The organism is Novosphingobium mangrovisedimenti (genome assembly GCF_025153475.1).
GTDB lineage: Bacteria > Pseudomonadota > Alphaproteobacteria > Sphingomonadales > Sphingomonadaceae > Novosphingobium > Novosphingobium mangrovi_A.
On record NZ_JANZXA010000007.1, the window covers coordinates 56,269 to 68,275 of the forward strand.

Annotated in this window: 11 protein-coding genes; 4 read left to right on the top strand and 7 right to left on the bottom strand. The window is 63.9% G+C overall.

Annotated features, from left to right (window positions below; translation table 11 throughout):
* Positions 1-139: 139 nt before the first annotated feature.
* Positions 140-742 carry a superoxide dismutase gene (locus NZK81_RS11550; RefSeq protein ID WP_260046236.1) on the bottom strand — a complete coding sequence of 201 codons (603 nt, stop codon included), beginning with the start codon at positions 740-742 and terminating at the stop codon, positions 140-142.
* A gap of 255 nt (positions 743-997) precedes the next feature.
* Positions 998-1,267 (bottom strand): GlsB/YeaQ/YmgE family stress response membrane protein, encoded by a 270-nt coding sequence (locus NZK81_RS11555; protein WP_260046237.1) that lies wholly within the window; start codon positions 1,265-1,267, stop codon positions 998-1,000.
* A gap of 198 nt (positions 1,268-1,465) precedes the next feature.
* Here NZK81_RS11555 and NZK81_RS11560 point away from each other — a divergent pair, with 198 nt between their 5' ends.
* Both NZK81_RS11560 and NZK81_RS11565 read left to right on the top strand, forming a co-directional pair.
* Positions 1,466-2,353, top strand: a complete 888-nt coding sequence (locus tag NZK81_RS11560) for a TauD/TfdA dioxygenase family protein (RefSeq protein ID WP_260046238.1) — start codon at positions 1,466-1,468, stop codon at positions 2,351-2,353.
* A gap of 84 nt (positions 2,354-2,437) precedes the next feature.
* Positions 2,438-2,893, top strand: a complete 456-nt coding sequence (locus tag NZK81_RS11565; RefSeq protein WP_260046239.1) for an RrF2 family transcriptional regulator — start codon at positions 2,438-2,440, stop codon at positions 2,891-2,893.
* A 1-nt stretch (position 2,894) separates the two neighbouring features.
* On the opposite strand, the gene NZK81_RS11570 is transcribed toward NZK81_RS11565, so the two are convergent.
* Complete coding sequence (locus NZK81_RS11570; RefSeq protein ID WP_260046240.1) at positions 2,895-3,671, bottom strand: SDR family NAD(P)-dependent oxidoreductase; 777 nt, start codon at positions 3,669-3,671, stop codon at positions 2,895-2,897.
* Between the two features lie 67 nt (positions 3,672-3,738).
* Positions 3,739-4,521 carry a TetR/AcrR family transcriptional regulator gene (locus NZK81_RS11575; protein WP_311202089.1) on the bottom strand — a complete coding sequence of 261 codons (783 nt, stop codon included), beginning with the start codon at positions 4,519-4,521 and terminating at the stop codon, positions 3,739-3,741.
* Between NZK81_RS11575 and fahA the strand changes: the two genes are divergently transcribed.
* Positions 4,511-5,827, top strand: coding sequence for a fumarylacetoacetase (fahA, locus tag NZK81_RS11580; protein WP_260046242.1), 1,317 nt, complete (start codon positions 4,511-4,513; stop codon positions 5,825-5,827). The genes NZK81_RS11575 and fahA overlap by 11 nt on opposite strands.
* Before the next feature lies 1 nt (position 5,828).
* On the opposite strand, the gene NZK81_RS11585 is transcribed toward fahA, so the two are convergent.
* Positions 5,829-7,052 carry a CaiB/BaiF CoA transferase family protein gene (locus NZK81_RS11585; RefSeq protein ID WP_260046243.1) on the bottom strand — a complete coding sequence of 408 codons (1,224 nt, stop codon included), beginning with the start codon at positions 7,050-7,052 and terminating at the stop codon, positions 5,829-5,831.
* A 232-nt stretch (positions 7,053-7,284) separates the two neighbouring features.
* Here NZK81_RS11585 and NZK81_RS11590 point away from each other — a divergent pair, with 232 nt between their 5' ends.
* Entirely contained in the window at positions 7,285-8,529 is a 1,245-nt protein-coding gene (locus tag NZK81_RS11590) for an MFS transporter (RefSeq protein WP_260046244.1), read from the top strand.
* A 75-nt stretch (positions 8,530-8,604) separates the two neighbouring features.
* On the opposite strand, the gene NZK81_RS11595 is transcribed toward NZK81_RS11590, so the two are convergent.
* Complete coding sequence (locus NZK81_RS11595) at positions 8,605-11,181, bottom strand: TonB-dependent receptor (RefSeq protein ID WP_260046245.1); 2,577 nt, start codon at positions 11,179-11,181, stop codon at positions 8,605-8,607.
* A gap of 412 nt (positions 11,182-11,593) precedes the next feature.
* Positions 11,594-11,995, bottom strand: a complete 402-nt coding sequence (locus NZK81_RS11600; RefSeq protein WP_260046246.1) for a carboxymuconolactone decarboxylase family protein — start codon at positions 11,993-11,995, stop codon at positions 11,594-11,596.
* Between the last annotated feature and the right edge of the window lie 12 nt (positions 11,996-12,007).

Genomic DNA, 12,007 nt, shown 5'->3' on the forward strand with positions numbered 1-12,007 from the left:
CCTCGCCCCATGCCGCACAACAGCCAAAGTTTGCACGGCCCGCACACAAAAAGAGAAGCCACCCCCGAAAGGGTGGCTTCCCGGTAAGCCGCATTGTCCGGCGCCGGCCCGCTATCGGACGCGGCGCTCGCGAGACGGATCAGCCCGGATAGGTCCAGGCCGTACCGCGGTCGAAGTTCTCCGAAGCGAACTTCCAGTTGATGAGGTTCTCGAGCACCGCCTTCACGTAGGCCGGACGCTTGTTCATCTGGTCGATGTAGTAGGCATGCTCCCAGACGTCGATCGTGATCAGCGGGTTCACGTCGGAGGTGATCGCAGTGCCGGCATCGTGGGTCGAGATGACCTTGAGCTTGCCGCCGTCGACGACCAGCCAGGCCCAGCCCGAAGCGAAGTGGTTCACCGCTTCGTTGGTCAGCGCTTCGAGCAGCGCGTCCATCGAACCGAATTCAGCGGTAATGGCAGCGGCCAGCGCTTCGCTGGGCGCGGTCTTCTCGGGGCTCAGCGAATGCCAGTAGAAACCGTGGTTGTAGACCTGAGCAGCGTTGTTGAAGAGCGGGCCCGCGGCCGACTTGCTGATCTCTTCCACCGACTTGCCGGCGTTGTCCGTGCCCTCGATCGCGGCGTTCAGCTTGTCGACGTAGGTCTTGTGGTGCGCGCCGTGATGGATCTCGAGTGTCTTGCTGGAGATGTGCGGTTCAAGCGCATCCTGCGCGTAGGGCAGCGGCATCAAGGCAATGGTCATGGCAAATTTCCCTGTTCAGGTTATCGAACGCTTGGCGAAGGCGCCGTTGCGGCAGGGACGCCGCCGGCACCTGAAAGGCACGGTCGCCTATGTCTGTTGTCCCCCGCGACAATTCAAGCCGGCGATTACGGCATTTTTCACTTCGCAGGAGGATTTTCAACGCCGTTCGGGCCGGAACACGGCACGAAACCAGCCCATGCGTCCAATGAGCCCGCCCTGCGGGGCCACTTCGCCAGACGAAGCGGCCCCTTGGAATCAGCGCACCGAACCGCGACGGAACAGGTTCACGATCGCCAGCAGGATCACGGCGCCCATGAACGAGGCAATCAGCGACATCAGGTTGAACGAGCCGCTGGTGATCGGCGCTCCGCCGATCAGCGGCGTGATGAGAATGCCGGCGATAACGGAACCGACCACGCCGACGACCACGTTGAGGAATATCCCCTGCTGCGCATCGGTGCGCATCACGATCGAGGCAAGCCAGCCGATGATTCCACCGACAAGCAGAATGAACAGAAGTGTCATGGGTTTTTCTCCGGCAAATTACATGCTGCCTGGAATAACCAACCGCCGCAGGCATGGTTCCGTGTCCCGAAACCGGAGCATGGCGACGGCGACCAATGTCTCCGCAGACGCTCCAAAAAGCCATGGACAAGCGGTGTCGACACGCGCAGACTGTACACCTGTACAGCAACATAATCCCTGGGAGAGGAGCGCACCGTCATGTCCATCACTGTCGAGCCCGCAAAACCGCTGATCGGCGGCATCGTCCACGTCTCGCAGGACCACCTGCTGGACGACGAGACCATCGAGACCGTCCGCACCGAGCTGGAAAAACGCGGCGTGCTGGTCTTCCCCCGGATCAACGTTTCCGACGAACTCCAGCTCGCCTTCACCGACAAGCTGGGCGATCGCGTCAACTTCACCCGCCAGGTGCCCGGCTCCGATGCGGAAACGCCCGACGTCTACAAGATCACGCTCGACCGCAAGCTCAATGCCGAGCCCGACTATGTACTGGGCACCTTCTTCTGGCACATCGATGGCATCACCATCGACCAGCCGCTGCCCAAGGCCACGGTGCTTTCGGCGCGCACGCTCTCGGCCAGCGGCGGCGCCACCGAGTTCGCCAATCTCTATGCCGCCTGGGACAAGCTGCCCGAGGAGGAAAAGCGCGAGATCGAGAACCTCACCGTGATCCACTCGGTCGAGGCGGCCGTGCGTCCCGTCCATGGCCATCCCAGCGAGGAACGCCGCGCACGCTACAAGGCGATGGCCGCGGTCATGGAACAGCCGCTGGTGTGGACGCATGAGGACGGACGCAAGTCGCTGCTGCTGGGCACCCATGCGGATGGCATCGTCGGCATGCCCGGTCCCCACGGACGCGCCCTGCTGACGAGCCTTCAGCAATGGGCCGCGCAGCCCGACTTCGTCTACACGCACAAGTGGTCCGAAGGCGATCTGGTGATCTGGAACAACCAGGGGGTGATGCACCGCGTGGTGCCCTATACCGACGAAGGCCGCGTGATGCACCGCACCACGATCGCGGGCAAGGAACGGCCCGGACACCCTGCTACAGAGGCCAACATCGAGCGTATCTACCAGATCGCTTGAGAAAGGCATGCACCCCGCTTGACGGGGCGCGGCCATTGAGAGCATGGACAGGGGATAACGCTTCCTGCGAGATTTCTCCCCGCCATGCTTTCGCAGAAAACACGCTATGCGATCCGGGCCATGCAGCACCTCGCGGATGCCTATGGCCAGGGCCCGGTCCCGCTTGCGGAAATCGCCGCGGTCCAGAACATCCCGGCCAAGTTCCTGACCGTGATCCTGTCCGAACTCACGCGTGTCGGCATCGTCGCTTCACAACGCGGCAAGGATGGCGGCTACTGGCTCGGGGTTTCGCCCATCGACATCACCTACGGCGACCTGATCCGCACCATGCGCGGATCGCTGGCGCTTGTCCCCTGCGCCAGCCGCTTTGCGCACGAGACCTGCAGGAACTGCCTCGACGAAAAGGACTGCCGCACCCGCGCACTCATGTTGCAGGTGCGCGACGCCACGGCGGACCTGCTCGACGGCATCCGCCTGTCCGATCCTATTGAGCTCGCGCCCGCTTCAGACGACGACGTCGGCCGCGACGCGGCCGAATAAGTCAGCCGCCTGTCATTCTCAGGCCGGCATCGGCGATCAGCGTCTCGCCGGTAACCCGACATGCCGCCTCGCTGCCCAGGAACAGGGCCGTCCCGGCAATGTCTTCCGGCGTGGAGGCGACCTTGAGCAGCGTGCGCTCGATCACCGATTCGCGGATCCTGTCGCGATGCGGCCCCAGCTTGTCGAACCAGACCGTGTCCATGAACCCCGGCGCCACCGAATTGATCCGGATCTTCGGCGCAAGGCCACGCGCAAGCGACAGAACCATCGTATTGAGCGCGGCTTTCGAGGCGGAATAGGCGATCGAGGAGCCATTGCCCGTCACGCCCGCAACCGACGACGTCGCGACGATGGCGGCCCGGCCCGAGCGTTCGAGCAAATGGCGACACGCCCGGACGGTCTGGAACGTGCCCACCACGTTGACGCGGTAGACGTCGAGGAAATCGTCGCCGCTCAGCTTGTCGAGCTGGTGGGCATGCGCGGGCTTCGTCGTCTTCCCCGCATTGCAGAACAACGCATCGATCCGGCCGAACGGCGCGGCGGCTTCGGCAATCGCGATGCAATCCGCATCGTTGCCGACATCGCCCTGCACGATCACGGATTCGGCGCCGAGCACGCGAACCTGCCGCGCGGTCTCCTGCGCTTCGCTCTCGCTGCTGGCAAAGTTGATGACGACCGCGCGCGCGCCCTGATCGGCAGCTCCCACGGCAATGGCGCGGCCAAGGCCGGTCGATGCTCCGGTCACGACCACGACGGCATTTTCATATGGCGGTTTCAACGGCACGCCCTCCCCGCATGTTCATGCGGACTGGGCAGCGGACGATCAAGCCGCGTTCCGGAAAATGTCATTCCGGGGGAGAAGTCATGACCTCGCCGTGCTGGAGGAAATGCAACAAGGTGCGCGAAAGCTGGTCGACCATCACCTTGACGCGCGGTCCCGGCCCGTCCTCGGTGATCTGCACCGTGGTGCCTTCGATCATGAACAGCATCATGTAGCACTTGATGCGCCGCGGCTCGCGCTGCTCGCGTGGCAGAGCATCGAGATCGAAGCCGGGAAAACGCCGCCCCAGCGTGGCGATGATGTTGTCGTGATGGCGATAGACAGGATCGAGGATGTCGGTCTGCAGGTTGGCGCCGGCCCAGAACAGGTTGAGCGAATTGCGCCGCTCCTCCTGCTCGCCGCGCAGCCGCAGCAGCCACTTGCGCACGGCGGCCAAGCTGATCCGCCTGACCGTCACCAGCTCGGCGTAGATTTCCAGCTGGTATTCGAGATCCTGCCGCATCAGGTCGAGCAGCATCTCGTCCTTGCTGCGGTAATAAAGATAGACAGTCGCCCGGCTAACCCCCGCCATTTCGGCGATTTCCTCAACCGAAGCAGGAAAAAACCCCTTGGCATAGAACACCTTGCGAGCAGCACTCCGAATGCGCGCGATGGTCGGCTTCGTCTTGGTTCGGGAGGCCTTGCGGGGCGACGGTGTAGTCGTTGTCATAGACACTTGATTAGCTGCAACCGATTGATTTGGGCAAGCACGCAAAAGAACTCCCCCGTGACCAGGCGGATTTGACTCTGTAGAGAGCCTCCTCCCCCCAGGCGAACGACAAGAGGTTGTCCCCGAAATGCCCTCCATACTGATCGACGAGACCCACGACCCGGCCCGCGAATCCTGGGTCGAAAGCGCCAACGGGCATGGCGATTTTCCGATCCAGAACCTGCCGCTCGGGGTGTTCTCGCGCGGCGGCGATGCCCCGCGCGGCGGCGTCGCGATCGGCGACATGATTCTCGACCTCGGCAAGCTGGCGCTGTCGGGGCTGCTCAAAGGCCCTGCGGCAGACGCTGCCGAAGCCGCCGCGGCTCCTTCGCTCAATGCCATGCTTGCCCTCGGCGCAGAGCCGCGCCGCGCGCTGCGCCGGTGCATCTCGGCCTTGCTGGCGAAGGATGCGCCCGAACGCGCGCAAGTCGAGCCGATGCTGGTGCCGATGGCCGAGGTACAGATGCACTTGCCCGCGCATGTGAGCGATTACACCGACTTCTACGTGGGCATCCACCACGCCACCAACATCGGCAGCCTGTTCCGCCCGGACAATCCGCTGCTGCCCAACTACAAGCACGTGCCCATCGGCTATCACGGCCGCGCCTCGACGATCCGACCCACCGGAGCCGAGGTGATCCGCCCGCAGGGACAGACCAAGGCGCCCACGGCGGACGCGCCCTCGTTCGGTCCGATCGCGAAGCTCGACTACGAGCTGGAACTGGGCGTCTGGATGGCGACCGGCAACGATCTCGGCACGCGGATTCCCATCGGCGAGGCACTCGATCACGTCGCCGGGCTCACTCTGCTCAACGACTGGTCGGCGCGCGACATCCAGGCCTGGGAATACCAGCCGCTCGGGCCGTTCCTCGCCAAGAACTTCCTCACCACCGTTTCACCCTGGCTCATCACGCTGGAAGCGCTCGCACCGTTCCGCCGCGCCCAGCCGCCGCGCCCCGAAGGCGATCCGCAGCCCCTGCCCTACCTGTGGGACGAGGCCGACCTGCGCGAAGGTGCCTTCTCGCTCGATCTGGAAGTCTATCTCAGCAGCGCGGCCATGCGCGAAAAGCACATCGCCCCGATGCGCCTCAGCCATGGCCCGGCGAGCAACATGTACTGGACCATCGCCCAGATGGTGGCGCATCACGCATCCAACGGGTGCCAGATGCAGACCGGCGACCTGCTCGGCAGCGGCACGATCTCGGGACCCGAGCATGGCTCGCAGGGCAGCCTCATGGAGATCACCCGCAACGGCAAGGACGCCGTCGAGCTGCCCACCGGCGAGACGCGCACCTTCCTCGAGGACGGCGACGAACTCTCGCTGGCGGGACGCTTCACGGCCGACGGCGCAGTGTCGATCGGCTTTGGCCAATGCACCGGCGTGGTGGCACCGGCGAAGGTCTAAGTCAGGACACGCCCGTCACCACACCGCGCCCGGCACAATCGGCAATCGCCTCGTCCGACAGCCCGAGTTCGCGCAATAGTTCGGCGGTATCCCGCCCCATGCCCGGAGCGCATTTCGGCTCGGGCGGGAGCGGGCTGCCGCCGAACGAGACCGGCCCGGAGACCACGGTAACCGGCGTGCCGTCCTCGACAGTCACGTCGAACAGCACATCGTTGGCGGATGCCTGCGGGTCGGTGACGAGTTCGCGCAGGTTCTGGATCACTTCCCACGGCGCGTCCCAGCCGGCAAAGGCCTCGCGCCACTGATCGAGCGTGCGCGAGGCGAAGGCCGCATCGAGCGCGGCCAGCAGCGCATCGCCATGCTCGACCCGTCTCTCGACGCTGGCGAAACGCGGATCGTCCAGCAGCGCCTCGCACCCGGTGCGGCGGCACAGTTCGCCCCAGTAGCGTTCGGGGTCCAGGAACATGAGCTGCAGATAGCGCCCGTCGGCGGTCTCGTAGGCACTGGTGAGCGCATGGCGGCCGGGATTGGCGAGCTTGGCCAATTGCTCGTCGCTGAGCGCCGCACCCATCGTCACGTCCGCCGAGAGAATCCACATGGCAGACGACAGCAGCGAGATTTCCACCTCGCTCGGCTCTCCGGTGCGTTCGCGATGGAACAGCGCCGAGGCCATGCCGAAAGCCACGTTCATCGCGCCGGCATGATCGCCCAGCGCCGGGCGCGGCCGGGTCGGGCGCTGACCGGGCGTGGAGAGCATGTGCGCAAAGCCGCCCCGCGCCCAGAAGCATGAGGCATCGTAGCCAGCGCGGTCGGCCTGCTCGCCGCGAAAGCCCAGCCCGTTGCCATGGGCATAGATCAGGCGCGGATTGCGCGCGCGCAGCACGTCGAGCGTCAGCCCCAGCCGCTTGAGCGCCGCCGGACGGATCGAGGTGAGGAAAACGTCGGCCGTCTCGACCAGCTTCAGGAACAGCGCGCGGCCTTCATCCGATTTCAGGTCGATGGCGATCGAGCGCTTACCCCTGTTGTTCAGTTCCATTGCGAGGTTCGCCGACTTGGTCTGGCGCCCGTCGGTGATCTTGAGCCGGCGGTAGGGATCGCCCTCGGGCATCTCGATCTTGATCACGTCCGCGCCCAGATCGGCCAGGATGGCCCCGGCCGCCGGCACGAAAACGAATTGCGCGAGTTCGAGAACCCGAACGCCCTTGAACACCTGCGTGGCGAACATCGCCCTCTCCCATCTTTCCGGCGACCTCGAACGCACCGGTTTCATGCGCGACGATAGCCATCCATCAGTTATGTAGCAAGCGCTTGGTTTAGAAGAAGCGACGCCTCGCCGCCCAGCCCGTCGGTGCCGACAAACGTGTGGGCGCTATGGCCGCTCAATGCGCTTCCCGCCTGCGTGCCTTTCTGCCAAGCTGAACGGTAGTTCAAAACATGGAACGGGAGAAAATTCAGCCTTGGCCTACTTGTCGGAAATTTTCGCGGCGTGGCGCCCGATCCTGGCCGCCACACTCGGCATGGGCACGGGAATGTCCATCGCCGGCACGGTCACGAGTGCGATTGCACCGACGCTGGTTGCCGATGTCGGCTGGGCCAAGGCGCAATTCGCGATGATCGGCACTCTCGGCGTGCTGACCGCCATCGCCATGCCGTTCATCGGCCGTCTGGCGGACGTGATCGGCGTGCGCTTCACGGCCGCGATCGGGCTGGTCTGCATGCCGCTCACCTTTGTCGGGTTCAGCCTGTGCGGCGGATCGTTCGCGCTGTTCGCGGTCTTCTACGTCATCCAGACCTTCGTGTGTGTAACGACGACGGCCACGGTCTATTCGCGCCTCGCGGTGCAGCACGTGGTTCACGCGCGCGGCCTGGCACTGGCCATCATCGCCTGCGGGCCTGCCGTTTTCAGCGCCGTAGGCGGCCCGCTTCTCAATGGCTATGTCGAGGCGAACGGCTGGGAGGCCGCCTATCGCGCCATGGCGCTACTGGTGACGGTGACCGGGATCGTCACCTTCCTGCTGATCCCGCCCGAGCGGGCTGGCGCCGCCCAAGCCGACGAACAGGCCGCACAGAAGGCGCCCGCCCCGATCCGCCGCCGTGCGCGCGACGACTATCCGGTGATCTTCCGCTCGCCCCCGTTCTGGATCCTGCTCGGGGCCATGCTGCTGTGCAACCTTCCGCTCACGCTCGTGCTGGTCCAGCTCAAGATGCTGGTGCTTGACAACGGCGTGTCGGGCGAAGACGCGGCGGTGATGTTCACGACGCTGGCGGTGGGCATGCTCCTGGGACGCTTCCTGACCGGCGTTGCGCTCGACCGGCTGCCCCCGCACATCGTCTCCTTCGTGACCATGGTGCTGCCCGCGGTCGGCCTGTTCATACTGGCATCGCCGAACGATACGATGGGCATCGTCACCTTCTCCATATTCTGCCTCGGCTTTGCCGTCGGCGCCGAAGGCGACGTGCTGGCCTTCCTCGTGGCGCGCTATTTCCGCACCACGATCTATTCGAGCGTGCTCGGCCTGCTGACGGCAGCCACCGCCCTCTCCAACGGCGCAGGCGCCCTCTACCTGAGCTGGACGCTGGCCCGGACAGGCACCTTCGACCAGTTCCTGGTCACGGCGGGCACCGGCGTGCTGGTCGGTTCCTCGCTGCTGCTCCTGCTGGGCCGCAGGGAGCGCGAAGCGAGAGCCATGGCGCCTGCATGATACTGCACACGTGAAAAGGGCGGGCCCCGGTCTCCCGAGGCCCGCCCCTGTCATCGCGTATCGAGAAGTCGGTCGTTACTGCCCGAAGCGATACTTCAGACGAACGCCCCACATGCGCGGTTCGCCCAGAAGCCCCGAACGGAAGCCGCGTGCCGTGTTCTCGTTGATGTTGAGAATGACCACTTCCTTGGTGACGTTGGTCACGAACAGCGCCGCATCGACCGGCATGCCGCCAACGTTGTTCCAGTTGAGGTTGAGGTTGAGCACGTTGCTGCTGGGCACCATGCCCGCGCCCGGGTTGGCGAACGGGCAGCCCGGAGTCGTCGCGGTCGGGCAGCCATCGGCCACCGAACGGAACTTGCCGGTGTAGATCCAGGTGCCGCCAAGGGTGATGTCACCCACCGATTCCGGCAGTGGCAGCGTGTAGGCGGCCGATACCGTCAACTTGTGCGGTTGCGCATTCGGGATCGGGTCACCCACGTTCGGCAGGGTAACCGTGTCATACGGCGAACCTGGCGCGAAAGTCGGCGCGACCAGTTCCTTGATCTTGGTCTTCAGGTAGCCATAGGCCACGCCGAGACGCATGCCGTCGAAAGGCCGCAGGTTAAGCTCTGCCTCGAAGCCCTGGAGCGTCGAGGAACCCGAGTTCACGATCGAGGCGCTCGGCGGCGCGACGGGGAGCAAGTTCCCATCCTCGTCATAGTTCGGGAGCAGATCCTGAACGCCCAGCAGCAACTGCTGGTTGGTGAAGTCGTTGTAGAAGCCCGAGATGTTGAAGCTGCCGGGCACCACGCCGCGCCAGCTGGCCTTGAGGCCCAGTTCGTAGGTGTCGACCTTTTCCTTGTCGTAGGGCTGCGTCGTGTCCGGGCTGAAGATCGACAGGCCGCCCTGACGATAACCGCGCGTCCACTTGGCGTAGATGAGCAGGTCCTCCATCGGCTTGTAATCGAGGCCGACCAGCCAGGTCGGTGCCTTGGATTTCTTGCTCTGGATGTCGTGACAGCCATTGTAGATCGTGCTGATCGGGAACGGCGTCGTCGCGGTCACGGTCGTGCCCGAAGTATTGGAAACACCGATCGGCGAGCCGCAGAAATAGATGCCCTGGGCCAGACGCGGGCGCAGTTGCTGGACGTCCGTGGTCTGCTTGTCCCAAGTGTAGCGCAGGCCCGCGGTGAATTTCAGCTGGTCGGTGATGTCGTAGCTGGCCTGCCCATAAACCGCGTAGTCCTCGAACTTGGTCTTGGACAGCTGACCGTTGATCGAACCAAACGAGAAATAGCCGTTCACGCCCGGCGCGATGTAGTCCGGCAGGATCTGAAACGAGCAATCGTAGGCATCGATGTCGTTGCAGGCCGAAAACGTCGCCGTCTGCACGCCCGACTTGCCCAGCGGATCGCTGATCTCGGAATAGGCACCGACCTGCCAGTTGAGGCGGCCGCTGTCCGAGACGCCCTGAACCTGAAGCTCGCCCACGAAGGTCGACTGGGCATTGGTCAGCCGGGTGTAGGGGTTGATGTGCGTGAAGGCAAAACCCGTCACCTGGCTGCCCGAGGTCTCGGTGCCATAAGGCACGTCGGGGCGCAGGAAGTAGGTGCCGAACAGGTCGAGGTTCGTCTTGCCGCGGAATTCACCGTAGGACAGGATGTTCTTGACCGTGATGTTGTCGCTGGCCTGCCAGGTCAGCTTGTTGATGATCTGCCACTGCTCGATCGTCGACTGCGAGTCCGGCAAGCGGTTGGACACGGTCCAGGGACCGTATGCCGCCTCGCGCTGATACTGCGCATCGGCCATGTCGCCGAACGGTATGCCCGAGGACAGGACCCCGGCATAGGCATCGAGGATCTTCGGGATCGTGCCGTTGCTCTTCGACTTGGTGTACGTGGCAACCGTGTAGTTCTCGAGATCGGGCGTCAGGTCCGCCACCACGCTGGCGCGGAACGTCCAGTAATCGAGGTTGCCCATCCCCTTGCTGCCGTAACGGCCATCGCCAAGGTTACCGATGTTCCTGAGATAGCCGTCACGCTCCTTGTGCTCGCCGCCGAGGCGAACCTTGAAGGTGTCTGCGAGCGGAATGTTGAGGACCGCCTGAACGCCCAGCAGGTCGTAGTCGCCGGCGGTGCCCTCGACATAGCCTTCGAGCACGTCGGTCGGTTTCTTGGGGACCAGCAGCACGGCGCCGCCGGTCGAGTTACGACCGAACAGGGTGCCTTGCGGCCCCTTCAGGACCTGCACGTTCTGAAGGTCGAACAGCGCGCCCGGCCCCGCACCGTCACCGCCAAAGGATGCGCCCGAACCACGCGGCGCCACCACGTCGGCGAAGTAGACGCCCACCGTGGCGGTCGTGCGCTGTTCCTGCGTGAAGCCGCGGATCGAGAAGTTGGTGCTGTCCGCGCCGTAGCGATTGTTGACCTGAAGACCCGGCGTGTACTGGGCAAGGTCCTTGATGTTGCTGACGGCGTTGTTGTCGATCTGGTCCTGATTGAAGACGGTAACCGAAATAGGCACGTCCTGCAGGCGCTGCTCGATACGCTGCGCGGTGACGATGATGTCGTTGGCGCTGCCCTGAGCCACCGACTGCCCCATCGCCGGGGCGGCCGCGAATCCGCCCAGCGCGGTTGCGGCAAGCAGAATCCTCCTGTGGTGTAGTTTCATGCATTCCCTCCCTGTTAATTCCCAATTTCTTCTGCCGCTCCTGGCGGCTTGCCCGTTCCGATTTTTCGGAATCGAGATGAATGTTCCTCAGTTTCGAATCATCGCTTCAAATTAGTTGCGTCAATTCCAATTCCGATGGTTCGTACACATCTAGACACTTGTCAAATGCGCGTGGCCTTCCTGCCGCAGGCCTGCGACAAAGCTACTGCCTCCCCAGTCAATTCCCGCAACAAAACCGCGCATATATGATACACAGAGGATCAAATTAGCAAGGAGAGACCGCGCGCAGACTTCACCAGATGCGCCTCCTCTGCTCCGGGAAAACAGGAAGTCCTGCTATATAGTATACATTTATCCCGACTTGGCGATACCGATCGCCGCTGCAGGCGCCAAACCGTTGCCAGCCACGCCGTCAGTCCGCGTCGGTTTCACCATCCATTTCGGCAAAAGCCTGCAGCATCGCCTTCTTGGCATTCTGCGCTGCGGGAAACCCGCAATAGGGAATGGCCGTGTAGAAGATTTCTTCCACTTCCCGGCGGCTCAACCCGTTCTTCATGCCCGTCCGGGTATGATAGACGAGCTCGTCGTACGCACGTTGGGCAATCAGCATCCCGATCACCGCGCAGCTGCGCGCCTTGCGCGACAGGGCATCGCGCGACCAGACTTCGCCAAAGGCAAAGTCGATCGTCCATTCGGACTGCTTGGCGCCGAATGCGGTGCTCGATGCCATGTGCTCACGCGTGACGCGGGCCATGTCCTCGCCGAAGATCTCACCAAAGATGGCCAGCCCCTTTTCGCGCGAAGTGCCATCCATCTTTCTTCTCCC